The following is a 23,432-nucleotide window of genomic DNA, read 5'->3' on the forward strand; positions in this document are numbered from 1 at the left end:
GCTCGCAACAGAACAAAAAACGGAGACAGGACCATGCAACGAAGAAGCTTTCTCGCAGGCTCGGCGGCACTCGCGGGCGCAACGCTCGCCGGCTCGCCGCTCGCTTTCGCACAGAGCGCACAGAACAAGCTGGAGACGTCGAAAGTCGCGATCGCCGTCGGCGGCAAGAATCTTTTCTACTATCTGCCGCTCACCATTGCCGAGCGCCGCAATTTCTTCAAGGACGAAGGGCTCGAAGTGGAAATCTCCGACTTCGCGGGCGGCTCGCAGGCGTTGAAGGCGGCCGTTGGCGGCAGCGCGGACGTCGTGTCCGGCGCGTTCGAGCATACGCTGCTGCTGCAGGCGAAGAACCAGTATTTCCGCGAATTCGTGCTGCAAGGGCGCGCGCCGCAGATCGTGCTCGCCGTGTCGAAGAAGACCATGCCGGGCTACAAGTCGATCGCCGATCTGAAGGGCAAGAAGATCGGTGTGACGGCGCCGGGTTCGTCGACGTCGATCATGGCCAGCTTCGTGCTCGCGAAGGCCGGGCTGACCGCGAAGGACGTGTCGTTTATCGGCGTCGGCGCCGGTGCGGGTGCGATCGCCGCGCTGCAGTCGGGACAGGTCGACGCGCTCGCGAATCTCGATCCCGTCATGACCAAGCTCGAGCGTTCGGGCGAAATCCGCGTCGTGTCGGATACGCGCACGCTCAACGACACGCACACCGTGTTCGGCGGCAATATGCCCGCCGGTTGCCTGTACGCGTCGCAATCGTTCATCAGCAAGAATCCGAATACCACGCAGGCGCTGACCAACGCGATGGTGCGCGCGCTCAAGTGGCTGCAGACGGCAACGGGCACCGAACTGATCAACACCGTGCCCGAGTCGTATCTGCTCGGCGATCGCGCGCTGTATCTGGACTCGTGGCAGCACGTGAAAGAGGCCATGTCGCCCGACGGCCTGATGCCCGCCGACGGTCCCGCGACGTCGCTGAAGACGCTGCAGGCATTCGACGAAACGGTGAAGGGCAAGCCGATCGATCTGTCGAAGGCATGGACGAACGACTTCGTGAAGAAAGCGCTCGCCACCGTTAAGGCGTAACACGCCTTAACGACAGGAATCGCGAACCGTGCCGGGTGTGACTCGCCCGGCCATGCATTTGGCGGCATGCTCGCGCGCGTGCCACGAACGCATCAGCGTGACGCACCCACATCGAACCACCGAAGCATCGAAAGAAGCGAGCCGAACGATGACCGTTGCCGCCCTGGCGCTCGAAAACATCACCTGCACGTTTGCGTCGCGCGAGAAGCGCGGGCAGCGCTACACCGCAGTCAAGGACACGACGCTGCGCATCGCGCCGGGCGAGTTCGTGTCCGTGGTTGGACCGACGGGCTGCGGCAAGTCGACCTTGCTGAACGTGGGCGCGGGGCTGCTCGAACCGTCGTCCGGCGCGGTGACGGTGTTCGGCGAAACGCTGAAGGGCATCAACCGGCGCGCGGGCTACATGTTCCAGGCGGATGCGCTGATGCCATGGCGTTCGGCCTTCGACAACGTGCTGGCAGGGCTGTCGTTCCACGACGTGCCGCGCGCGGAAGCCCGCGCACGCGCCGACGAATGGCTCAAGCGCGTCGGCCTTGGCGGCTTCGGGGACCGTTATCCGCATCAGTTGTCGGGCGGCATGCGAAAGCGGGTCGCGATGGCGCAGACGCTGATTCTCGATCCCGACATCATCCTGATGGACGAGCCGTTTTCCGCGCTCGACATCCAGACGCGCCAATTGATGGAAAACGAACTGCTCGATCTGTGGGCGGCAAAGCGCAAGGCTGTGCTGTTCATCACGCACGATCTGGACGAAGCGATCGCGATGTCGGATCGCGTCGTCGTGTTGTCGGCGGGGCCGGGCACACGGCCGATCGGCGAGTTCAGGATCGACCTGCCGCGTCCGCGAGACGTCGCCGAAGTGCGCACGCATCCGCGCTTCGTCGAACTGCATGCGCAGATCTGGGGCGTGCTGCGCGACGAAGTGCTCAAGGGTTATCAACAGCAACTGAACGTCGCGCCGGAGGGCAACTGAGATGTGGAAAGCATGGCGCCCGAATCGCTCGAATCTCGCCATCTGGCAGTGGCTGCTGCTCGTATTGTGCTTCGTGCTCTGGTACGTGCTGACGAGCCCGACGCTCTTGCCCGCCTTCTATTTCGACGATCCGAACAAGGCCGCGTTCTTTTTCGGCGAGCCTCAGAAAGTTCTGGTGCGGATCTGGGAATGGTTCGCTTCAGGTGAGATTTATCTGCATCTGTGGATCACGCTGATCGAGACGGTGCTAGCGTTCGCGCTCGGCACGGTGCTGGGGCTGGGCGTCGGTTTGTGGCTCGCGCTGTCGCCGCTCGCGAGCGCGCTATTCGATCCGTACATCAAGGCCGCGAACTCGATGCCGCGCGTGATTCTCGCGCCGATTTTCGGCGTGTGGTTCGGGCTCGGCATCTGGTCGAAGGTCGCGCTCGGCGTGACGCTCGTGTTCTTCATCGTGTTCTTCAACGTCTATCAGGGCGTGAAGGAAGTGAGCCCCGTCGTGCTCGCGAACGCGCGCATGCTCGGCGCGAGCCGCAAGCAGCTGCTGCGCGCCGTCTATCTGCCGAGCGCGATGAGCTGGGTGTTTTCGAGCTTGCACACGTCGGTGGGGCTGGCGTTCGTCGGCTCGGTGGTCGGCGAGTATCTGGGCTCGGCGCGCGGCGTCGGCTATCTGATCCTGCAGGCCGAAGGCACATTCGACATCAACACCGTGTTCGCAGGGATTCTCGTGTTGACGGCTTTTGCGCTGATTCTCGATGCGATCGTTGGTGTGCTTGAGAAGCGTCTGATGAAGTGGCAACCGAAGAGCGGCGAGACAGAGAAAATCTGATTGCACTTCACGGTGAATGCGAAGCGGCGCGCGAGCTCGCAGGGGCCACGCGCCGTTTTCACGTTCAGGGCTGGCTAACGCTCAAGGCGTGATGACGATCTTGCCGAGCACCCGGCGCTGCGCCATGTCGTTGAGCGCGCGCGGTGTGTCTTCGAGCGGGTAGCGCGCCGACACCAGCGGCTTGAGCTTGCCCGCGCGTATCCAGCCGAGCATCTCCTGAAACGCAGCCGCATTGCGCTGCGGCTCGCGCCGCGCAAAATCGCCCCAGAACACACCGACGATGCTCGCGCCTTTCAGCAGCGCGAGATTGAGCGGCAGCCTGGGAATTTCGCCGTTCGCAAAGCCGACCACGAGATAACGCCCGCGCCAGCCGATGCTGCGGAAGGCCGGCTCCGCATAGCTGCCGCCGACGGGGTCGTAAATCACGTCTGGCCCATTGCCGTCCGTAAGCGCCTTGATGCATTCGCGGAGGTCTTCCGTCGCGTAGTTGATGGTTGCGTCCGCACCGTGCGCGACGCAGGTCGCGAGTTTTTCGTCGCTCGATGCCGCCGCGATCACGCGCGCGCCGAGCGCCTTGCCGATTTCGACGGCGGCGAGGCCGACGCCGCCCGCCGCACCGAGCACGAGCATCGTTTCGCCCGCTTTCAGTGCCGCGCGATCGACCACCGCGTGATGCGACGTGCCATACGCGAGCGTGAAGATCGCGGCTGTTTCGAGATCGGCATCGTCGGGCAGCGGCACGCAGGCGGCTGCGTCGGCGACGGCCTGCTCGGCGAACCCCCCTTGTTGCGTGTACGCGACCACGCGCATGCCGGGACTGAACTGTGTGACGCCATCGCCGACGGCGCGCACGATGCCCGCCACTTCCGCGCCGGGCGTGAAGGGCAGGGGCGGCTTGAACTGATACTTGTTCTGGATGATCAGCACATCGGGAAAATTGACGCTCGCCGCTTTCACGTCGATCGCGACCTGGCCGGCTTGCGGCAGGAGATCGGGCAACTCTTCGATGCTCAGGGTTTCAGGCGGGCCGTACTGGTTGCAGCGGATTGCGCGCATCGCGTCTCCCATCGATAGGTGTGCGTTACAGTCGTCAAGGATTCATGCACGCTTCATAAGCGTGCTTCCGGGTTGTGTCCAGCCGTTGCATCCATTCCGCAACGCACGTGACGCGACGAACCCCCGCGGTCGGCCAGTGTAATGCAGGTGCGAACGACCGTGCGCTTTCGATGCCGTGCATAGCACGTCGCGGGGCGCTTGAAAGCATAGGCATGCACGGGCTTCGTGTGTCGTTCGCGTGCCTTGTTTCCTCGGTTACAATCGCCGCATGCGAATCCTACTCAGCAATGACGACGGTTATCTGGCGCCAGGCCTTGCTGCGCTTTACGAAGCGCTGAAGCCGCTCGCCGATGTCACCGTGATGGCCCCCGAACAGAATTGCAGCGGCGCATCGAATTCGCTGACGCTGTCGCGTCCGCTGTCGGTGCTGCGCTCGGCCAATGGCTTCTACTACGTGAACGGCACGCCGACCGACTCCGTCCATATCGCGTTGACGGGCATGCTCGACCATACGCCCGATCTCGTCGTGTCGGGTATCAACAACGGCCAGAACATGGGCGAGGACACGCTGTACTCGGGCACCGTCGCGGCGGCTACGGAAGGCATCATGTTCGGCGTACCCGCTATCGCCTTTTCGCTGGTCGACAAGGACTGGGTGCACCTGGAAGACGCGACGCGGGTCGCGGCGGAAATCGTCGCGCATTATCTCGAAAGTCCGTTGCCCGGCCACCCGTTGCTGAACGTCAACATTCCGAACCTGCCTTACGAGCAGCTGCGCGAATGGCGCATCACGCGCCTCGGCAAGCGGCATCCGTCGCAGCCGGTGATCCGGCAGACCAATCCGCGCGGCGAACCGATCTACTGGATCGGGCCGTCGGGCAGTGCGCGCGATGCCAGCGAAGGCACCGACTTCCATGCAGCGGCGAACGGCTTCGTGTCGATCACGCCGCTGCAGCTCGATCTGACCGATACGGCGATGCTGCCCACGGCGTGCGACTGGGTGCGCGCCGGGAGCGGGACTTCATGACCGGCGAGCGCGCAAAGCGCTTTCCGCTTGGACTCGAAGACCTGGTGCGCGAGCCGCGCCGGGCCGACGCGCGCGCAGGCGATGCGCGCGGCGCGAAAACGGCCAAGCCGGCTGTGTCCAGGCTGGCCGTGCCCAAGCCGGTCGCGCCCAAGCCGGCCGCGCCTAAGCCGGCCGCGCCGAACGCAAATGCGCAGGCGGGCCGCGCCCTCAATTCGAACGCGAAAGTGACGGGCTCGTCCACGCGGACGCCTGCCGTCGTCAAGCCCGTTACAAAAACCGCGTCCGGAATCGTCAATACGAAAAGTGCGACCACGATCCGCAACGACGGCGCGCGCAACCAGTTGCCGCGTCCCGTGACGGCGTCGTTCGAACGCACGGGTGCGCCGAACGTCGCGTTGACGAGCGCGCACACGCTGACATCCGAACGCGTGCGCGAGCGGATGGTCGAAAGGCTGCGGGCAAATGGCGTCACAGACCCTCGCGTACTGGATGCAATGGCGATGGTGCCGCGCCACATGTTCGTGGATCCCGGCCTCGCGACCCAGGCGTATGAGGACGCCGCGCTGCCCATCGGCCATCACCAGACCATCTCGAAGCCTTCCGTGGTCGCGCGGATGATCGAGCTGGCGGCGCAGGGCCGCACGCTCAACAACGTGCTCGAAATCGGCACGGGCTGCGGCTATCAGGCCGCAGTGCTGAGCCAGGTCGCGCGCGACGTGTATTCGATTGAACGCATCAAACCGCTTTACGAACGCGCCAAGACGAACCTGCGCCCGCTGCGCATTCCGAACATCCGTCTGCACTACGGCGACGGACGTATCGGTTTGCCCGCGGCTGCGCCGTTCGATGCCATCGTGATCGCGGCGGCCGGACTCGATGTGCCGCAGGCGCTGCTCGAACAGCTCGCCATCGGCGCGCGGCTCGTGGCGCCCGTCGGATCGCAGGACGGACAGTCGCAGGTGCTCACGCTCGTCGAGCGCACGGGGCCCGCGCAGTGGCGCGAATCGCGGCTTGATCGCGTTTTCTTTGTCCCCTTAAAATCCGGAGTGATTTGAACCCGATGAGTATGTTTCGCGCGATGCAAAGAACCAGCCTGAATGTCCCGTTGTCCGTCGCTCAGCGCAGCGTTTGCGTGGCCATGCTGTCCGTCCTGGCCGCATGTGCGACGCGGCTCGATCAGGCGCCAGTGGTCGATCGCTCCGGCAACCTCGGCACCGTCACGCAGGCAGGCGCAGCGCCCGCCGCGCAGGCGCCCGTGCCGCTCGGCCCGCCGCCTCCGGGCTACTACCGAGTGAAGCCGGGCGATACGTTGTATAGGATCGCGCTCGAAAACGGTCAAAACTATCGCGACATCGCCGCGTGGAACAACCTGACGAACCCGAACCAGATCGAAGTCGACCAGTTGCTGCGCGTGGCGCCGCCGGGCGCGAACGGTGCGCCGCTGGTGCCGGGCGTCGCGACGTCGCCGATCGGCGGTGGCGCAGTGCAGGGCGCGCCGCTCAACGGCGCACCGGGTGCATCGTCGGCACCGTCGGCGGGCGCGGCCAACCAGCCGCCCATTTACGGTGCGGCACCGGGCGCGTCGGCTGCGCCCGCAGTGACGCCGCCCGCTGCCAGCGACACGACGGCAGCGAATGGCAACGTGACGTTTGCATGGCCCGTGCGCGGTCCGCTGCTAAACGGCTTTGATGATTCGAAGAACAAAGGCGTGAACATCGGCGGGTCGGCAGGCGAAGCGGTAAAGGCTTCCGCTGATGGTCGCGTGGTTTATGCAGGAAATGGGCTGCGCGGTTACGGCAATCTCATTATCATCAAACATGACGCAACGTATCTCACAGCGTATGCACATAATCGTGCTTTGATGGTAAAAGAGGGTGACGCGGTGACCAAAGGGCAGAAGATCGCCGAAATGGGCAACAGTGATTCGGACCGCGTGATGTTGCATTTCGAAGTTCGCAGGCAGGGTAAGCCTGTCGACCCAATGAAGTATTTGCCGCCGCAATAAGCCAAGCGATACGACCATGCCGAAATCGAAGCGCCGCCCATCGCAAGCAGAGACTGAGTCCCTCAGCCGTGCCACGCCTGTTTCGGTGGACGACGCCGGCGCTTCCGACGCCGACGACGACAATGTCGACGATCTCGACAACGGCAACGACGTCGACGAACGGGCGTCGGGTAGCGAAGAGGAATCCGAGTCGCGCGAAGGCGCAAACGATTCCCCGCCCGACGCCGACGACTTTCGCGCGCTGCTGCAGGCCGAACTCACGGCCGACACGATCCAGCACTATCTGAACCGGATCAGCGTGAAGCCGCTGCTCACCGTCGAGGAAGAGCAGCGTTATTCGCGTCTTGCCAAGGCAGGCGAATTCGAAGCCCGTCAGGTGATGATCGAGCGCAATCTCCGGCTCGTGGTCAGCATCGCGAAGGGCTATCTGAATCGCGGCGTGCCGCTGCTCGATCTGATCGAAGAGGGCAACCTCGGCCTGATGCATGCCATCGAGAAGTTCGATCCGACGCGCGGCTTTCGCTTCTCGACGTACGCGACGTGGTGGATCCGCCAGAGTATCGAGCGCGCGATCATGAACCAGGCACGCACGGTGCGTTTGCCTGTGCACGTGATTCGCGAGTTGAACCAGGTGCTGCGCGCGAAGCGCCACCTCGAAAAGAACTCGATGAATTCGGGCGAAGCGGCCGAGCGCCGCGACGCGAGTATCGACGATATCGCGTATCTGACGGGCAAGACCACCGACGAAGTCACCGATATCCTCGCGCTGAACGAGCACACGGCGTCGCTCGACGCGCCGCTCGATCTCGACCCTGCCAGCAGCTTGCTCGATCTTTTGTCGGACGACCAGAGCCAGTCGCCTGATGCCGAGGTGCAGCATCGCGAACTCGAGACGCTGACGCGTGCGTGGCTTGCGCGGCTGTCGGACAAGCACCGGCATGTGATCGAGCGCCGCTTCGGGCTGAATCACATCGAACCGGCCACGCTCGAAGAACTTGCCGACGAAATGGGCCTCACGCGCGAGCGTGTGCGCCAGATCCAGCAAGAGGCGCTGGTGCGTCTGAAGCGCTTCTTTGCTTCCAATGGCGTGCGCAAGGACGCCGTTCTCTAGAAACTGATGACACCCATTCTGGTTTTCGACATCGAGACGATTCCCGATGTCGCCGGCATTCGCCGGCTTGAAAGTCTTCCCGCAACGATGTCCGACGAAGAAGTGGCCGAGCACGCATTCGCGGCGCGGCGCGAAAAGACGGGCAGCGATTTTCTGCCGCATCACTTGCAGCGCGTCGCGGCGATTTCCTGCGTGTTTCGCGACAACAACGGCTTTCGTGTGCGTTCGCTCGGCTCGCCGTCGGACGGCGAGGCGGCGCTCGTGCAGTCGTTTTACCGGACCATCGAGAAGTACACGCCGCAGCTCGTGTCATGGAACGGGGGAGGCTTCGATCTACCCGTGCTGCATTACCGTGCGCTGGTCAATGGCATCCGCGCGAACCGCTACTGGGATCTCGGCGAAGACGATCGCGATTTCAAGTGGAACAACTACATCAGCCGCTATCACTCGCGGCACACGGACTTGATGGATGTGCTGGCGATGTATCAGGCGCGCGCGAATGCGCCGCTCGATGCGCTTGCCAAGCTGTGTGGTTTTCCGGGCAAGCTCGGGATGGATGGCGGCCAGGTGTGGCACGCGTTTCAGGCGGGGCGGATCGACGAGATTCGCAATTACTGTGAGACGGATGTCGTCAATACGTACCTGCTGTATTGCAGGTTTCAGTTGATGCGTGGGGGTTTCTCGCCTGAGGAGTATGCCGATGAGATTGCGTTGGTGAAGAACTCCTTGGCGCAGGAGGCGGCGCCTCACTGGGGTGAGTATCTCTCTGCGTTCGATAATTGATTTTGTTTTTTTGCTGTCGCTGGCGGTCGCGGTTTCGTGGCTTGCATCCGCGTTTTCGTATCGACGCTGCATGCGTTGCCCCTGTGCGGGGCGGCACCTACTTTTCTTTGCCGCGGCAAAGAAAAGTAGGCAAAAGAAAGCCGCTCACACCGCCAGTTCTAGTCGTTGCCTGCGGGCCCCCAACGGGTCCCGCACTCCACGCGGCAACGGCCAATCCACGCCCGTTGCCAGCGCCTTTGACCGGCGCATGACCCTCTCCAGTCACCCGTAGCGCAGCCAGCGGCAGCGAACCGTCTTTGCAGCCCAGGTGGCAAACGGTGTGCAGGTTGTCGCGCCTTACGCGTTGGCGCTCCTACGACACCGATCCCACTTTTCAGTCCGGAGTGGTGCACTTCCGGCGAGACGGCCTACACACCGTTTGCCACCTGGGCGGCCGTGAACTTCCTGGTAACGCAATTCGTGACGCGACCGTGTGAAGCGGGTGAGGCGTGAGCTAGCACGGTGGCAACGCGCGTGAGACAGTGCGATGCCGTCTGGAGTGCGGGACCCGTTGGGGTCCCGCAGGCAATGACTAGAGCTGGCGGTGTTAGCCCGCTTTCTTTGCTTACTTTCTTTGCGGCGGCAAAGAAAGTAAGTGCCGCCCCGCACAGGGGCAACGCTTGCAGCACCGATATGAACTCGCGGATGCCAGCAAAAAAAGCAAAAAGCAAAAAAAGCAAAAAAGCAAAAAAATCGCGACTACGTCGCAGACAAACAATCAACCCATCTCAACTACGATGGGCTGATGATCCGAAGCCCGCGTCCCGCCATCGATCTCACAACTCCGCAACCGTGGCTGCAAATCCTCGGTGACGAACAAAAAATCACACGTCAACGGCCCATCGGACCACTGCGCCTTGTCATAGACGCCAGCCGTCATGGGCGGCGTCTGCCCAGGATGCAACGCCGTCCACGCATCGATGAAAGAGGGGCTGCCGTCTAGCGGGTCCAGCATCCGCCGGTAGGCCTCACTGTCAAAAGCACTATTGAAATCTCCACACACGATCGCACTGACAGGCCGCGCCGTATCGGCAAAAGGCCCGATGGCATTCTCGGCGGGCGCCGGGTTCGCGGCATGCGCAGCAGCCTCCTGCTGCATCTCGCGTAGCCGCTCGACCTGCGCAAGCCGCTGCTTCAGCGAATAAAACTCGAGATGCGTGACGATCACCCGCACCGATCCGCCAGGCGCCCTCAGCACGGCCTCCAGCGCGACACGCTGCATCGACGGCGCGTCCGGATCGGCGGGCCATGGCAGCGAATGCCGGATCACGCGCTCAACGGGCAAGCGGGTCGCCAGCGCATTGCCGAACTGCCGGCGCGGCGCGGCCGGCGCATCGAGCTTGAGCGGCGCCAGATCCGCGCCGATCGCGCCCAACACCGTGTAGCCGGGCAGCAGATCGGCCAGCTCGGCGAACTGGTCGTCGCCGGGATGACCCGCCAGCACCGAAAAGCCGCGCGTGACTTCCTGCATGCACAGCACGTCGAAATCGGCGAGCCGTCGTGCTTCGTCGATCGTGCGCGAGAGGTTCACGTCCCCGTGCGCACTGCGTCCCCACTGGACATTCCAGCTGATCAGTCGCATCGTCAAATCTCCGTCGGTGTGTGTCGTTCGTCTACAATCTCGTGTTTGGTTCCACTTTTACAGAGTCTTTCAGGAAGTCGCAGGTGTCCGAAACTGTCCCCCACATTGGTAGAACGCGCTCGTCCAGAAAGGGCAAGCAGCCGCGCGAAGACGCTGCCGCCGGCCCGTTCAAGGCGCCCGAACTCGAAATCGACTCGCTCGACATGGAAGCGCGCGGCGTCGGCCGCACCGTCTTGGAAGACGGCTCGCCCGGCAAGGTCATCTTCGTCGAAGGCGCGCTGCCCGGCGAACGTGTCACCTATTCGAGCTATCGCAAGAAGCCGAGCTTCGAACAGGCGCAGGTCGTCGATATTCTTAAAGAGAGCGTGATCCGTACCCGCCCGCAGTGCAAGTTTTTTGGCACCTGCGGCGGTTGTTCGATGCAGCATCTCGACGAGCGCGCGCAGATCGCCGTCAAGGGCCGCGTGCTCGAAGACAATCTGCTGCACCTGGCGAAGCTGCGCCCCGAAACCGTGTTCAGGCCGATCCACGGTCCGACTTGGGGCTATCGCTATCGCGCGCGCCTGACGGTGCGTCACGTCGCGAAGAAGGGCGGCGTACTGGTCGGTTTTCACGAGCGCAAGAGCAGCTACGTCGCCGACATGACGAGCTGCGAAGTGCTGCCGCCCCACGTGTCCGACATGCTGGTGCCGCTGCGCCACCTGGTGGAAGCGCTGTCCATTCGCGATCGCATGCCGCAGATCGAGCTGGCTGTGGGGTCGTCCGTGACGGCGCTCGTGCTGCGCATCCTCGAACCGATCAACGCCGCCGACGAACAGCTGCTGCGCGATTTCGCCGATCAGCACAACGTCCAGTTCTGGCTTCAGCCGAAAGGACCGGATACCGTCTATCCGTTCTATCCGCTCGACCGTCAGCTCGATTACACGCTGCCCGAGTACGGCATCCGCATGCCATTCCGTCCGACGGACTTCACGCAGGTCAATCACCAGATCAACCGCGTGCTGGTCAGCCGGGCGCTGCGTCTGCTCGCGCCAGCAAAGACCGATCGCGTGCTCGATCTGTTCTGCGGCATCGGCAACTTCACGCTGCCGCTCGCGCGGATTTCGCGCGAAGTGGTCGGTATCGAAGGCAGCGAAGTGCTGACCTCGCGCGCGCTCGACAACGCGAAGGAAAACGGCGTCGACAGCCATACGTCGTTCGCGTGCCGCAACCTGTTCGAAGTCACCGCCGACGACATCCGCGCGCTCGGCCAATTCGACAAGTATCTGATCGATCCGCCGCGCGAAGGCGCGCTTGCCGTATCGAAGGCGCTCGCGGACATCGCGCAGAGCGGCGGAGGGCCGTTGCCGAAGCGCATCGTCTACGTGTCGTGCAACCCGGCGACGCTCGCGCGTGATGCGGGCCTGCTGGTGCACGAGGCGGGCTATCGGTTGAAGGGCGCAGGTGTGGTGAACATGTTCCCGCATACGTCGCACGTCGAATCGATCGCGCTGTTCGAGCGGGACTAGGCGAGGCTTGTTCTGCAAGCGTCCGCTCGAAGCCAGGCGGACGCCCAAAACAAAAACGCCACGGTATGAACCGTGGCGTTTTTGCTTGAAAGGCGATCAGTCGATCAGAACTGCCACCACGACTTTTCCTTGCCGGGGCGCGAATGACCCGTGATGTACGGGCTGTCCGGGAAGGTGCCGGCGAGCACGCGCTTCGTGTCTTCGGCGAGTTGCGGCTGGTCCAGCTTCTGATACGACAGCATCATGATGTGCAGCGCGTCTTCGATCGCGGGCGCGTTCTTGTATTCCTTGATCGCGAGCTGCGCGCGGTTGATGGCGGCCACATAGGCGCCGCGGCGATAGTAGTAGTCGGCCGCGTGCACTTCGTGCGAGGCCAGCGCATTCACGATGTAGCGCATGCGCTGTGCGGCATCCGGCGCGTACTTGCTCTGCGGATACTTGTCGACGACGACCTTGAACGCGTCATACGACTCGCGCAGCGACTTCGGGTCGCGCTCGCTCATGTCCTGGCCGGAGAAGCGGCCGAACAGACCGAGGTCGTCGTTGAAGTGGATCATGCCCTTCAGGTAGTACGCGTAAGGGATGTCCGGGTGATCCGGATGCAGCTGGATAAAGCGGTTGACGGCCTGGTCGGCGGCGTCCGTTTCGCTGTCCTTCCAGTTGCAGTACGCGACGTTGATCTGCGCCTGCTGCGCGAAATGGCCGAACGGGTCGCGGCCTTCGAGCGCTTCGAAGTATTTCGCGCACTTGCCGAAGTCCCCGCCGCTCAAGGCGTCTTGCGCCTCCGTATATAATTTATTGTTGGTCCACGTGGCCGTTTCGTCCGTCTTTTCCGGCAGGCCATGACAGGCCGCCACCAGCGTCACGGCCACCACGCAGGCGCCATAGCGGGCCGCTTTCCTGGCCAGCTTGTGGGCCACCGTCTTTCGAACAGTTTGAGTAATGATGTTCAAGGCTCGCATTTTCCAGTCTAGCTTTTACGTCCAGGTGACCCAGTCTCGATGACCCGTTCCAATACTCCGCGTCCCGCTCGGGATTCTGCTCAGCAGCCTGACCAGGGCGCGCGGAAGAGCAACAAAGATTATAGCCCAAGCGCCGACCCCGCCGACGCATCCGCAGGCGATCCCGCCGCCGCGCCGGGCGCCGGCGCACTCGACGACGATCTCGTCGGCGAGACCCTGGCCGGCACGCCCGCATCGGCTGCCGCACAAGGCGGGACGCGGCGCGCAAACGAAGCGCCGCGCGTCGTCACCGTGCCGTCCGGGCTGGCTGGCGAGCGGCTCGACAAGGTGCTCGCCAAAGTCTTTCCGGAGTTTTCACGCAGCCGTCTGCAAAGCTGGATCGAGGCGCAACGCGTGCGCGTCGACGGCCAGCCCGCGAAGATCCGGCAGCCGGTGCCGCTTGGCGCGTCGATCGAACTCGTGCCCGATCTGCTGCCCGAACAGCTCGCGTTCACGCCAGAACCCGTGCCGCTCGATATCGTTTACGAAGACGACACGCTCGTCGTGATCAACAAGCCGGCCGGCCTCGTCGTGCATCCCGCTGCGGGGAACTGGAGCGGCACGGTGCTCAACGGCCTGCTGCATCGCTATGGCGACGCGGCCGCGGGCTTGCCGCGCGCGGGCATCGTGCATCGGCTGGACAAGGAGACGTCGGGGCTGATGGTGGTGGCGCGCACGCTCGAGGCGCAAACCGATCTCGTGCGCCAGCTGCAGGCGCGCACCGTGAAGCGCCGTTATCTTGCGCTCGTGTGGGGCGGCATGCCGGAAGACGGAACGATCGATGCGCCCATTGGCCGCGATCCGCGCGAACGCACGCGCATGGCCGTGGTCACGGGCGCGTCGGGCAAGCCCGCGCGCACGCACTTCCGGCGCATCGATTCGGCCGTGTGGGAGCGGCAGCCCGTGTCCGCGATTCACTGCGATCTGGAAACGGGCCGCACCCATCAGATCCGCGTGCATTGCGCGCACATCGGCCATCCGCTGCTCGGCGATCCCGTCTATGGGCGCGCGCGCGGCAAGCGTTCCGTCGCGCCGCTGCCGGGCGGCTTCGCGCGGCAGGCGCTGCATGCGTGGCGGCTCGCGCTGGTTCATCCGAAGACGGGCCGCACGATGCAATGGCGCGCGGACGTGCCCGACGACATCGCTGCATTGTCCGAAGCATTGGGCCTTGGCCGGCAGCGTGAAGACGAGTACGAAGAAGACTACGACGACTACGACGACTACGACGACGCGTACGACGGCGTCGTCGTCATCGAAGGCGACTACGACGATGAAGACGATCTCGACGACGACGCCGGCCCGAACGAAGACGACAAGGACGATCGCGCATGACGCAACCTGAGTTGACCCACGACGACGTGCTGTGCCCCGAGTGGTCCGTGTCGCCGCGCGTGCGGGCGCTCGTCACCACGCGTAACGGCGGCGTGAGCCTGCCGCCGTTCGGCACGTGGCGCGACGGCGTTGACGGCGCGGGCGGGCTGAATCTCGGCAGAAAGTCGGGCGACGATCTCGGGCATGTCGAAGCAAACCGCGCGCGTCTGATGAAGCTGACGGGACGCGACGAAGCGGCATGGCTATCGCAGGTGCATGGCGCGACCGTCGTGAATGCCGGCGACGTGCTGGCCGCCGCGAAACGCGGCGAACCAGTCGCAGAAGCCGATGCGAGCGTGACCGACCGGACGGGCGCGGTATGCGTCGTGATGATCGCCGACTGCATGCCCGTGTTGCTCTGCGATCCGCGAGGCCGTGCCGTGGGCGCAGCGCATGCGGGGTGGCGCGGTCTCGCCTCGGGTGTCGTCGAGAATACGGCGGAGCGGGTTGCGTCGCTCGCGGGCACTGACATGTCAGCGCTGCATGCGTATCTCGGCCCCTGCATCGGCCCGCAGACTTTCGAGGTCGGACCAGACGTGCGTGACGCCTTCATGAAGACTGTCAGCGTCGCACAACGCGATGAGGTGGCGAGCGCGTTCGTTGCGCATCCCGTAAATGACGGCAAATACCTCGCCGATCTGCCGCGGCTCGCCCGTTTTCGTCTTGCCCGGATCGGCATCACGCAGGTGGTCGGCGGCCATCACTGCACGGTCAGCGAACGCGAGCGTTTCTACTCGTATCGACGCGATCGCGAGACGGGCCGAATGGCCGCTTTGATCTGGCTCGAGGACCAGTAGCGGTCCCATCGCGGACCGCCTAAGTCCTGCTGCGCAAAGACTATTTTGGTGCACACCCGACGCCGCGAATCTATCTCGCATGCGATCTTTTGCTGCACTGCGCGAATCTGAGAAGACCTATGCGGTTGCGCAGTGCATAAGCCTCCCGCGTATCACTGACATGTCAGACGAGCCCGTCCCGACGGGCTCGTTTTGCATTGCACAGCACGATCGTTCTGCCGAATCCGCATAGTGTTGAAATACATCGGGAAAACGATAATGAAAAAAATATCGCACTGCGGCAAAATCGGGAGCAAGCATTGACATGCCTTGCGATGGGGCGCAAGAATGTTCTCCACTGGGCAAGGACGTAACGCGGTCGCGATGCAGTCGCTGCTCCCGCGCAAGTACCTGCCTCTCAACCCGTCCGCGAGGACATTTCGGTCAAAAGCAGGCATGGCTGCATCTCACACTTCCTCGACTTCTTCTCGCTCGGACACCTCGTCGGACCGCACGCAGCAAGCGAATGCGGCAGGGGTGCAACAATGGTTCGATGCCTGGATGAACGCATGGCGTTCGCTGGGTGCGCAAGCGGCAGCAAACGGCAATCCTTTTACTGTTCCTTCCATGCCCGACTTCGCGAAAGCGGCGGCGGCGCAGGCGGGCTCGGGGCCGTTTTCGAATCCTTTCCTCGAACAAATCGCCAGACAGTTTGCGCAGGCGCAAGCTCAACCGGACGGTCAGGCCGCGGGCCAGCCGTTCAACGCGCTGTTCGGCCAGGCGTTCGGTCCGCAGTTCGCCCAACAGTTCACGCAGCAGATCGCGGGGCTGAAGGTGCCGAGCGCATCGATTCCGCCAAATCGTCTGCAGCAGTTGCAGTCCGACTATTCGCGCGAGGCCATGCAGTTGCTGCAGCAGGCAGCGCAGGCCACGGCATCGGGTATCGAACTCAAGGACCGTCGCTTCAGCTCCGACGCATGGAAGACGACGCCCATCTATACGCACACGGCGGCGTGGTATCTGCTGAACGCGCGTTATCTGCAGGAACTGGTCGACGCGATCGAAACCGACCAGAAGACACGCGAGCGCATCCGCTTCGCCGTGCAGCAATGGACGGCGGCCGCATCGCCGAGCAACTTCTTCGCGCTGAATCCGGAAGCGCAGAAGACGCTGCTCGAAAGCAACGGCGAAAGCCTGCGGCAGGGCGTGATGAACCTGTTGAACGACATGCAGCGCGGCAAGATTTCGCAGACGGACGAGTCGCGCTTCGGCGTCGGCAAGAATCTCGCGATGACGGAAGGCTCCGTCGTGTTCGAGAACGAGCTGATGCAGCTGATCCAGTACACGCCGCGCACGGCGACGGTTCATGAGCGGCCGCTGCTGATCGTGCCGCCTTGCATCAACAAGTACTACATCCTCGATCTGCAGCCCGAGAACTCGCTGGTCGCGCATGCGCTCGACTCGGGCCATCAGGTGTATCTGATTTCGTGGCGCAACGCGGATCAGTCGATCGCTCACAAGACGTGGGACGACTACATCGCCGACGGCGTGCTGAAGGCCATCGACACCACGCGCCAGATCAGCGGACGCGAGCAGATCAATACGCTGGGCTTCTGTATCGGCGGCACGATGCTGGCGACGGCGCTGTCCGTGGCCGCGGCGCGCGGCGAGCATCCCGCTGCGTCGATGACGCTGCTGACCGCGATGCTCGACTTCGCCGACACGGGCGTGCTCGACATCTTCGTCGACGAAGCGCATGTGCAGATGCGCGAACAGACCATCGGCGGCAAGAACGGCACGCCGCCGGGACTGATGCGCGGCCTCGAGTTCGCGAACACGTTCTCGTTCCTGCGCCCGAACGACCTCGTGTGGAACTACGTCGTCGACAACTATCTGAAGGGCCGTACGCCGATGCCGTTCGACCTGCTGTACTGGAACAGCGATTCGACGAGCCTGCCTGGTCCGATGTACGTCTGGTATCTGCGCAACACGTACCTCGACAACAAGCTGCGCGAACCAGGCGCGCTGACCACGTGCGGCGAGAAGGTGGACCTGTCGCGCATCGACGTGCCGACGTTCATCTACGGTTCGCGCGAAGACCACATCGTGCCGTGGGAAACGGCGTATGCATCGGTGCCGCTGCTGTCCGGGCCGCGCAAGTTCGTGCTCGGCGCGTCCGGCCATATCGCCGGCGTGATCAATCCGCCGTCGAAGAACAAGCGCTGCTACTGGTCGGTCGCGGGCGACGACAAGTCGCTGCCCGAGGCGCCTGCCGACTGGTTCGACAACGCGACGGAAACGCCCGGCAGCTGGTGGCCCGAGTGGACGAGCTGGCTCGAGCAGTACGGCGGCAAGAAGGTGAAGCCGGCGGCGAAAGCCGGTTCCGCCGAGTTCCCCGTGATCGAGCCCGCGCCCGGCCGCTACGTGCAGGAGCGCGAATAATCGTTCGGTTGCCGAAGCAATCGCGAGCTGTCGCCGCTGAAGCGCTATGAGCGACGGCCGCCATACAAACAACGAGTGACGACAGGTGGAGTGAGACAGACGCTGTATTGCAGTAACGCTGACTTGACCGGATTAACAACTTGACGGGCTACTGTGGAGCATGTCGCCGCAGCCCCGGAGGAAACTCAAATGACTGACGTAGTGATCGTATCGGCAGCCCGCACGGCTGTCGGCAAATTCGGTGGGTCGCTGGCGAAGATTGCGGCGCCGGAACTGGGCGCCACGGTGATCCGCGCCGTGCTGGAGCGCTCGGGCGTGAAGCCCGAGCAGGTGAGCGAAGTCATCATGGGCCAGGTGCTGGCCGCGGGCTCGGGCCAGAACCCGGCGCGCCAGTCGCTGATCAAGGCCGGCCTGCCGATGGCCGTGCCCGGCATGACGATCAACAAGGTGTGCGGCTCGGGCCTGAAGGCCGTGATGCTGGCCGCCAACGCGATCATCGCCGGCGACGCGGACATCGTCGTCGCGGGCGGCCAGGAAAACATGAGCGCGGCGCCGCACGTGCTGCCGGGTTCGCGCGACGGTTTCCGCATGGGCGACGCGAAGCTGATCGACACGATGATCGTCGACGGCCTGTGGGACGTGTACAACCAGTACCACATGGGCGTGACGGCCGAGAACGTCGCGAAGGAATACGGCATCACGCGCGAAGATCAGGACGCGTTTGCGGCGCTTTCGCAAAATAAGGCGGAAGCCGCACAGAAGGCCGGCCGTTTCAATGATGAAATCGTGCCGATCCAGATTCCGCAGAGGAAGGGCGATCCGCTGTCGTTCGCGACGGACGAATTCGTTCGTCATGGCGTCACGGCCGAATCGCTCGCGGGCCTGAAGCCGGCGTTCTCGAAGGAAGGCTCGGTGACGGCGGCGAACGCGTCGGGCCTCAACGACGGCGCCGCGGCCGTCGTCGTGATGTCGGCGAAGAAGGCCGAGGCGCTGGGTCTCACGCCGCTCGCGCGCATCAAGGCGTACGCAAACGCGGGCGTCGATCCGAAGGTGATGGGCATGGGCCCCGTGCCGGCGTCGCGCCGCTGTCTGGAGCGCGCGGGCTGGAGCGTAAACGACCTCGACCTGATGGAAATCAACGAGGCGTTCGCGGCTCAGGCGCTGGCCGTGCACAAGCAGATGGGCTGGGACACGTCGAAGATCAACGTGAACGGCGGTGCGATTGCGATCGGTCACCCGATCGGCGCATCCGGTTGCCGGATTCTCGTCACGCTGCTGCACGAAATGCAGAAGCGCGATGCGAAGAAGGGCCTGGCGTCGCTGTGCATCGGCGGCGGCATGGGCGTGGCGCTCGCAGTCGAGCGTCCGTAAGCGGACGTGAGCTGACGTTTCACGAGGAGGCCGCCACGCGCCGGAGTCCGCTTCAAGGCGGCCGGCGGCGTGGCGCGGTCCGGTGCACATGGCGTGAGCGGGCGCACCGGACATTGGAAGGCGAAGCACGAGGCGGCTGGCGTCTCGTAAAACGATAATGGAGTGTGTTTTATGTCACAACGAATTGCGTACGTAACGGGCGGCATGGGTGGCATCGGCACGAGCATTTGCCAGCGTCTGCTTAAGGATGGCTTTAAGGTGGTCGCGGGCTGCGGTCCCAACTCGCCGCGCCGCGTGAAGTGGCTCGAAGATCAGAAGGCGCTCGGTTTCGACTTCGTTGCTTCCGAGGGCAACGTCGGCGACTGGGAGTCGACCAAGACGGCATTCGACAAGGTCAAGGCCGAAGTCGGCGAAGTCGACGTGCTGGTAAACAATGCGGGCATCACGCGCGACGTCGTGTTCCGCAAGATGACGCATGAAGACTGGACGGCCGTGATCGACACGAACCTGACCAGCCTCTTCAACGTCACGAAGCAGGTGATCGACGGCATGGTCGAGCGTGGCTGGGGCCGCGTGATCAACATTTCGTCGGTCAATGGCCAGAAAGGCCAGTTCGGTCAAACGAACTACTCGACCGCGAAGGCGGGGATTCACGGTTTCACGATGGCGCTCGCGCAGGAAGTGGCCACCAAGGGCGTGACGGTCAACACCGTTTCGCCGGGCTACATCGGCACGGACATGGTGAAATCGATCCGCGCCGACGTGCTGGAGAAGATCGTCGCGACGATTCCGGTGCGCCGCCTCGGCACGCCGGATGAAATCGGGTCGATCGTTGCATGGCTGGCGTCGGACGAGTCGGGCTTCTCGACGGGGGCCGACTTCTCGCTGAACGGCGGCCTGCATATGGGCTGATCCGTGAGCGTCCTGCTTTGTCGCAGCAAGAACAGAGCAGGACGTTACATGGTTCAGATGTTTCTGGCGGCGTCTTGTACGCGCAGCGTCAAGCTGTGCGTGCGACAGGACGCCGTTTCTGCGCTTCATTCGCGCTCAAAGGCGTTACATGACCACTACTACAAAGAAAACAGCCGAACGACTCATTAAGAAATATCCGAACCGTCGACTGTACGATACAGAGACCAGCACTTACATCACGTTGACCGATGTGAAGCAGCTCGTGCTGGATCAGGAGGATTTCAAGGTCATCGATGCCAAGAGCAACGAAGACCTGACGCGCAGCATCCTGTTGCAGATCATTCTCGAAGAGGAGAGCGGTGGCTTGCCGATGTTCTCGTCGCTGATGCTGTCGCAGATCATCCGTTTCTACGGACACGCGATGCAGGGCATGATGGGCACGTACCTGGAAAAGAACATCCAGGCGTTCATCGACATCCAGAACAAGCTCGCGGATCAGTCGAAGGGCCTGTACGAAGGCAAGACGATGAATCCGGAAGTCTGGTCGCAATTCATGAACATGCAGGCCCCGATGATGCAGGGGATGATGACGAGCTATATCGAGCAGTCGAAGAACATGTTCGTGCAGATGCAGGAGCAGATGCAGAATCAGGCGAAAACGATGTTCAGCTCGTTCCCGTTCACGCAGCCTGCGCCGCAAGGCAATCCGGAGCCGGAGAAGAAGTAGGACGGCTTTCCCGTCCATCGTCTTTCGATGTGAGTCTGCCCGGTAGCAAGCCGGGCAGGCCGCGCGCTGTCCCTGTTTCGCTGTTCGCCGCGGGGCGTGGGTTCGTGTCCTGCGCGGCAATCCATGGCGACGCCGGCGCAGCGCCGCCCTCGTGGCCCGCGCGCCTTGGCGCCCGTCGCCACGGTATAATATGAGGTTGCTTGCGCGGGCCGCGCCGATTTCCCACAAGATCCACATGGCCCCATTTCGGCGGCCCTTGCGCCGTCGCACGGTGCGCCCACGTTTGCCGAGATTCCGGCGTTCGGGCTGCACGCCCAGGCCCCCACGTATCGCGTCACTCATCGCTTCTCGCCGGACCATTCTCTATGTCGCAGACTTCGACCCCCGCCGCGCCGACCGCTTCGATTCCGAAGGTCGGATTCGTCTCACTCGGATGCCCGAAAGCCCTCGTCGATTCCGAACAGATCATCACGCAACTGCGCGCCGAGGGTTACGAAATCTCCGGCACGTATGACGGCGCGGATCTCGTCGTCGTTAACACCTGCGGCTTCATCGACGAAGCCGTGCAGGAAAGTCTCGACGCCATCGGCGAAGCGCTGAACGAAAACGGCAAGGTGATCGTCACCGGCTGTCTCGGCGCGAAGCAGAGCGCAAGCGGCTCGAACCTGATCGAGGAAGTGCATCCGAAAGTGCTCGCCGTGACGGGGCCGCACGCGGTCGGCGAAGTGATGCAGGCTGTACACAGCCATCTGCCGAAGCCGCACGATCCGTTCGTCGACCTCGTGCCGGCTGCGGGCGTCAAGCTCACGCCGCGTCATTATGCGTATCTGAAGATTTCCGAAGGCTGCAACCACCGCTGCACGTTCTGCATCATCCCGTCGATGCGCGGCGACCTCGTGTCGCGTCGCGTCGCCGAAGTGATGCTCGAAGCGGAAAACCTGTTCAAGTCGGGCGTGAAGGAACTGCTCGTCATCTCGCAGGACACGAGCGCGTACGGCGTCGACGTGAAGTACCGCACGGGGTTCTGGAACGGCAAGCCGATCAAGACGCGCATGACGGATCTCGTCGGCGCGCTCGGCGAACTTGCTGCGCAATACGGCGCGTGGGTGCGTCTGCACTACGTGTATCCGTATCCGAGCGTCGACGAAGTGATTCCGATGATGGCGGAAGGTCCGCTCAAGGGTCACGTGCTGCCGTATCTCGACGTGCCGTTCCAGCACGCGCATCCCGAAGTGCTCAAGCGCATGAAGCGCCCGGCCAACGCCGAAAAGGTCATGGAGCGCGTGCGCGCATGGCGCGAGATCTGCCCGGACCTGACCATCCGCAGCACGTTCATTGCGGGCTTCCCCGGCGAGACGGAAGAGCAGTTCGAAACGCTGCTCGACTTCATCCGCGAGGCTGAACTCGACCGCGTCGGCTGTTTTGCGTATTCACCCGTCGAAGGCGCGAGCGCCAATGAACTCGACGGCGCGCTGCCCGACGAAGTCCGCGAGGAGCGCCGCGCGCGCTTCATGGAAGTTGCGGAAGAAGTGTCGGCGAAGCGCATCGCGCGCAAGGTGGGCAAGACGCTGAAAGTGCTCGTCGACGAAATCAATCCCGACGGCGGCATCGGCCGCACGGCGGCGGATGCGCCGGAGATCGACGGCGTCGTGTATATCGCGCCCGCCACCAAGGCGTCGAAGCGCTACAAGGTCGGCGATTTCGTGTCGGTGAAGATCACAGGCGCGGACGGCCACGATCTGTGGGGCGAGGTCTGAGCATGACGTCAACCGCGGCCGCCGGCACGCCGACTATCCTCGCGTTCGGCGAGGCGATGGTCGAATTCAACCGGTCCGGGAAAAATCAGCCGACGTATCTGCAGGGCTTCGGCGGCGACACCTCGAACTTCTGTATAGCGGCTGCGCGGCAGGGCGCGTCGGCGGGCTTCGTGTCGGCCGTCGGCAACGACCACTTCGGACGGCTGCTGATCGATTTGTGGCAGCGCGAACAGGTCGATACGTCGTTCGTCCGGATCGACGATCAGGCGCCGACGGGCGTGTATTTCGTCTCGCACGGGCCGGCTGGCCATCAGTTCGACTATCTGCGCGCGGGCTCGGCGGCGAGCCGTTACGCGCCGCGCGACTTGCCGCTCGATGCCATTGCTGCCGCGAAGGTCATCCATCTGTCGGGCATCAGTCTCGCGATCGGCGTGAACGCCTGCGACGCCGCGCTCGCCGCGATCGCGCACGCACGGGCGAACAACGTGCTGGTGAGCTTCGATACCAATCTGCGCCTCAAGCTGTGGCCGCTCGCGCGGGCGCGCGCGGTGATGCTCGAAGCGATCCGCCAGACGGACATCTGTCTGCCGAGCTGGGACGACGTCACCGAACTGACGGGCCTCACGGCGCGCGACGACATCGTCGATTTCCTGCTGGCGCAAGGACCGCGCGTCGTCGCGCTGAAGCTCGGCAAGGAAGGTTCGTACATCGCGACGGCGCAGGAGCGCCGCGTCGTGCCCGGTCACGTGGTCAATGCCGTCGATGCGACGGGTGCGGGCGACTGTTTCGGCGGTGCGTTTATCGCGCGCATCGTGGCGGGCGACGACCCGTTCCGGGCGGCGCGCTACGCGAACGTTGCGGCGGCGCTGTCGACACAAGGCTTCGGCGCCGTCGCGCCGATTCCCGATCGCGCGTCGGTCGAGAAGCTGCTCGGCGCCTGAGCGCAGGCGCCGTCCCACCTGGCCGCATCAGATTCGACGCGCAAATCCGGCAACTCCGGTATGTTCGAAGACGAGATCGCGCACCGCGCCCACGCGGCGCGTGCCATCCAGAAGAGATCCCACTGAGACCAATGAGAGGAGCAA

20 protein-coding genes are annotated in these 23,432 nt (G+C 63.7%); 17 read left to right on the forward strand and 3 right to left on the reverse strand.

Going from position 1 to position 23,432, the window contains the following annotated elements:
• The first annotated feature begins 33 nt into the window (after window positions 1-33).
• The 3 genes from FRZ40_RS02770 (at window position 34) to FRZ40_RS02780 (ending at window position 2,879) form a co-directional block, all read left to right on the forward strand.
• Window positions 34-1,080, forward strand: coding sequence for an ABC transporter substrate-binding protein (locus FRZ40_RS02770; RefSeq protein WP_147233226.1), 1,047 nt, complete (start codon window positions 34-36; stop codon window positions 1,078-1,080).
• A 148-nt stretch (window positions 1,081-1,228) separates the two neighbouring features.
• Window positions 1,229-2,053: an ABC transporter ATP-binding protein gene (locus tag FRZ40_RS02775; RefSeq protein ID WP_147233228.1), complete on the forward strand. Its 825-nt coding sequence runs from the start codon at window positions 1,229-1,231 to the stop codon at window positions 2,051-2,053.
• Window position 2,054: 1 nt separating this feature from the next.
• Window positions 2,055-2,879, forward strand: coding sequence for an ABC transporter permease (locus FRZ40_RS02780; protein ID WP_147233229.1), 825 nt, complete (start codon window positions 2,055-2,057; stop codon window positions 2,877-2,879).
• A gap of 81 nt (window positions 2,880-2,960) precedes the next feature.
• Here the strand turns inward: FRZ40_RS02780 and FRZ40_RS02785 are convergent, their stop codons facing one another.
• Window positions 2,961-3,935 carry an NADPH:quinone oxidoreductase family protein gene (locus FRZ40_RS02785; RefSeq protein ID WP_147233231.1) on the reverse strand — a complete coding sequence of 325 codons (975 nt, stop codon included), beginning with the start codon at window positions 3,933-3,935 and terminating at the stop codon, window positions 2,961-2,963.
• Window positions 3,936-4,203: 268 nt separating this feature from the next.
• Between FRZ40_RS02785 and surE the strand changes: the two genes are divergently transcribed.
• Genes surE through FRZ40_RS02810 form a run of 5 tightly spaced genes read left to right on the forward strand, consistent with a single transcriptional unit; the run spans window position 4,204 to window position 8,861 of the window.
• Window positions 4,204-4,962: a 5'/3'-nucleotidase SurE gene (gene surE / locus FRZ40_RS02790; protein ID WP_028365103.1), complete on the forward strand. Its 759-nt coding sequence runs from the start codon at window positions 4,204-4,206 to the stop codon at window positions 4,960-4,962.
• A complete protein-coding gene (locus FRZ40_RS02795) occupies window positions 4,959-6,017 on the forward strand; it encodes a protein-L-isoaspartate(D-aspartate) O-methyltransferase (protein ID WP_028365102.1) in 1,059 nt (352 codons plus the stop codon). The genes surE and FRZ40_RS02795 overlap by 4 nt, the downstream gene beginning before the upstream one ends.
• 5 nt (window positions 6,018-6,022) lie before the next feature.
• The gene (locus tag FRZ40_RS02800) at window positions 6,023-6,967 is read left to right on the forward strand and encodes a peptidoglycan DD-metalloendopeptidase family protein (RefSeq protein ID WP_147233233.1); all 945 of its coding nucleotides are present in this window, start codon (window positions 6,023-6,025) and stop codon (window positions 6,965-6,967) included.
• A 16-nt stretch (window positions 6,968-6,983) separates the two neighbouring features.
• Window positions 6,984-8,078, forward strand: a complete 1,095-nt coding sequence (rpoS, locus tag FRZ40_RS02805; RefSeq protein ID WP_028365100.1) for an RNA polymerase sigma factor RpoS — start codon at window positions 6,984-6,986, stop codon at window positions 8,076-8,078.
• A gap of 6 nt (window positions 8,079-8,084) precedes the next feature.
• Window positions 8,085-8,861 (forward strand): 3'-5' exonuclease, encoded by a 777-nt coding sequence (locus FRZ40_RS02810; protein WP_028365099.1) that lies wholly within the window; start codon window positions 8,085-8,087, stop codon window positions 8,859-8,861.
• A 757-nt stretch (window positions 8,862-9,618) separates the two neighbouring features.
• Here the strand turns inward: FRZ40_RS02810 and FRZ40_RS02820 are convergent.
• Window positions 9,619-10,482, reverse strand: coding sequence for an endonuclease/exonuclease/phosphatase family protein (locus FRZ40_RS02820; RefSeq protein ID WP_147233237.1), 864 nt, complete (start codon window positions 10,480-10,482; stop codon window positions 9,619-9,621).
• Between the two features lie 83 nt (window positions 10,483-10,565).
• Between FRZ40_RS02820 and rlmD the strand changes: the two genes are divergently transcribed.
• Window positions 10,566-11,990: a 23S rRNA (uracil(1939)-C(5))-methyltransferase RlmD gene (rlmD, locus tag FRZ40_RS02825; protein WP_147233239.1), complete on the forward strand. Its 1,425-nt coding sequence runs from the start codon at window positions 10,566-10,568 to the stop codon at window positions 11,988-11,990.
• Window positions 11,991-12,094: 104 nt separating this feature from the next.
• Here rlmD and FRZ40_RS02830 read toward each other — a convergent pair whose 3' ends face one another.
• Window positions 12,095-12,952 (reverse strand): outer membrane protein assembly factor BamD, encoded by an 858-nt coding sequence (locus FRZ40_RS02830; protein ID WP_035541419.1) that lies wholly within the window; start codon window positions 12,950-12,952, stop codon window positions 12,095-12,097.
• Between the two features lie 39 nt (window positions 12,953-12,991).
• Between FRZ40_RS02830 and FRZ40_RS02835 the strand changes: the two genes are divergently transcribed.
• The 8 genes from FRZ40_RS02835 (at window position 12,992) to FRZ40_RS02870 (ending at window position 23,288) form a co-directional block, all read left to right on the forward strand.
• Window positions 12,992-14,323 (forward strand): RluA family pseudouridine synthase, encoded by a 1,332-nt coding sequence (locus tag FRZ40_RS02835; RefSeq protein WP_147233241.1) that lies wholly within the window; start codon window positions 12,992-12,994, stop codon window positions 14,321-14,323.
• Window positions 14,320-15,159, forward strand: coding sequence for a peptidoglycan editing factor PgeF (gene pgeF, locus FRZ40_RS02840; RefSeq protein WP_028365436.1), 840 nt, complete (start codon window positions 14,320-14,322; stop codon window positions 15,157-15,159). The genes FRZ40_RS02835 and pgeF overlap by 4 nt, the downstream gene beginning before the upstream one ends.
• Window positions 15,160-15,594: 435 nt before the next feature.
• Window positions 15,595-17,580, forward strand: a complete 1,986-nt coding sequence (gene phaC, locus FRZ40_RS02845) for a class I poly(R)-hydroxyalkanoic acid synthase (RefSeq protein ID WP_193566965.1) — start codon at window positions 15,595-15,597, stop codon at window positions 17,578-17,580.
• Between the two features lie 189 nt (window positions 17,581-17,769).
• Window positions 17,770-18,951, forward strand: coding sequence for an acetyl-CoA C-acetyltransferase (locus tag FRZ40_RS02850; protein ID WP_028365438.1), 1,182 nt, complete (start codon window positions 17,770-17,772; stop codon window positions 18,949-18,951).
• 171 nt (window positions 18,952-19,122) lie between these two features.
• On the forward strand, window positions 19,123-19,863 hold the full coding sequence (locus tag FRZ40_RS02855) for a 3-ketoacyl-ACP reductase (protein WP_028365439.1): 741 nt from the start codon (window positions 19,123-19,125) through the stop codon (window positions 19,861-19,863).
• A gap of 148 nt (window positions 19,864-20,011) precedes the next feature.
• Window positions 20,012-20,590: a polyhydroxyalkanoate synthesis repressor PhaR gene (gene phaR, locus FRZ40_RS02860; protein ID WP_012400378.1), complete on the forward strand. Its 579-nt coding sequence runs from the start codon at window positions 20,012-20,014 to the stop codon at window positions 20,588-20,590.
• Between the two features lie 365 nt (window positions 20,591-20,955).
• Window positions 20,956-22,347, forward strand: a complete 1,392-nt coding sequence (gene rimO, locus FRZ40_RS02865; RefSeq protein ID WP_147233243.1) for a 30S ribosomal protein S12 methylthiotransferase RimO — start codon at window positions 20,956-20,958, stop codon at window positions 22,345-22,347.
• Window positions 22,348-22,349: 2 nt separating this feature from the next.
• Window positions 22,350-23,288: a sugar kinase gene (locus tag FRZ40_RS02870; protein ID WP_147233245.1), complete on the forward strand. Its 939-nt coding sequence runs from the start codon at window positions 22,350-22,352 to the stop codon at window positions 23,286-23,288.
• Window positions 23,289-23,432: the final 144 nt, after the last annotated feature.

Source organism: Paraburkholderia azotifigens (assembly GCF_007995085.1).
GTDB classification, from domain to species: Bacteria; Pseudomonadota; Gammaproteobacteria; order Burkholderiales; family Burkholderiaceae; genus Paraburkholderia; species Paraburkholderia azotifigens.

Bases quoted from the DNA above. Each gene is read 5' to 3' on its own strand.
- FRZ40_RS02850 (WP_028365438.1), top strand. From the start codon at position 17,770: ATGACTGACGTAGTGATCGTATCGGCAGCCCGCACGGCTGTCGGCAAA.
- FRZ40_RS02770 (WP_147233226.1), top strand. From the start codon at position 34: ATGCAACGAAGAAGCTTTCTCGCAGGCTCGGCGGCACTCGCGGGCGCA.
- FRZ40_RS02820 (WP_147233237.1), bottom strand. From the start codon at position 10,482: ATGCGACTGATCAGCTGGAATGTCCAGTGGGGACGCAGTGCGCACGGG.
- FRZ40_RS02830 (WP_035541419.1), bottom strand. From the start codon at position 12,952: ATGCGAGCCTTGAACATCATTACTCAAACTGTTCGAAAGACGGTGGCC.
- FRZ40_RS02780 (WP_147233229.1), top strand. From the start codon at position 2,055: ATGTGGAAAGCATGGCGCCCGAATCGCTCGAATCTCGCCATCTGGCAG.
- FRZ40_RS02795 (WP_028365102.1), top strand. From the start codon at position 4,959: ATGACCGGCGAGCGCGCAAAGCGCTTTCCGCTTGGACTCGAAGACCTG.
- FRZ40_RS02810 (WP_028365099.1), top strand. From the start codon at position 8,085: ATGACACCCATTCTGGTTTTCGACATCGAGACGATTCCCGATGTCGCC.
- FRZ40_RS02775 (WP_147233228.1), top strand. From the start codon at position 1,229: ATGACCGTTGCCGCCCTGGCGCTCGAAAACATCACCTGCACGTTTGCG.
- rpoS (WP_028365100.1), top strand. From the start codon at position 6,984: ATGCCGAAATCGAAGCGCCGCCCATCGCAAGCAGAGACTGAGTCCCTC.
- phaC (WP_193566965.1), top strand. From the start codon at position 15,595: ATGGCTGCATCTCACACTTCCTCGACTTCTTCTCGCTCGGACACCTCG.
- FRZ40_RS02785 (WP_147233231.1), bottom strand. From the start codon at position 3,935: ATGCGCGCAATCCGCTGCAACCAGTACGGCCCGCCTGAAACCCTGAGC.
- phaR (WP_012400378.1), top strand. From the start codon at position 20,012: ATGACCACTACTACAAAGAAAACAGCCGAACGACTCATTAAGAAATAT.
- FRZ40_RS02855 (WP_028365439.1), top strand. From the start codon at position 19,123: ATGTCACAACGAATTGCGTACGTAACGGGCGGCATGGGTGGCATCGGC.
- pgeF (WP_028365436.1), top strand. From the start codon at position 14,320: ATGACGCAACCTGAGTTGACCCACGACGACGTGCTGTGCCCCGAGTGG.
- surE (WP_028365103.1), top strand. From the start codon at position 4,204: ATGCGAATCCTACTCAGCAATGACGACGGTTATCTGGCGCCAGGCCTT.
- rimO (WP_147233243.1), top strand. From the start codon at position 20,956: ATGTCGCAGACTTCGACCCCCGCCGCGCCGACCGCTTCGATTCCGAAG.
- FRZ40_RS02835 (WP_147233241.1), top strand. From the start codon at position 12,992: ATGACCCGTTCCAATACTCCGCGTCCCGCTCGGGATTCTGCTCAGCAG.
- FRZ40_RS02800 (WP_147233233.1), top strand. From the start codon at position 6,023: ATGAGTATGTTTCGCGCGATGCAAAGAACCAGCCTGAATGTCCCGTTG.
- FRZ40_RS02870 (WP_147233245.1), top strand. From the start codon at position 22,350: ATGACGTCAACCGCGGCCGCCGGCACGCCGACTATCCTCGCGTTCGGC.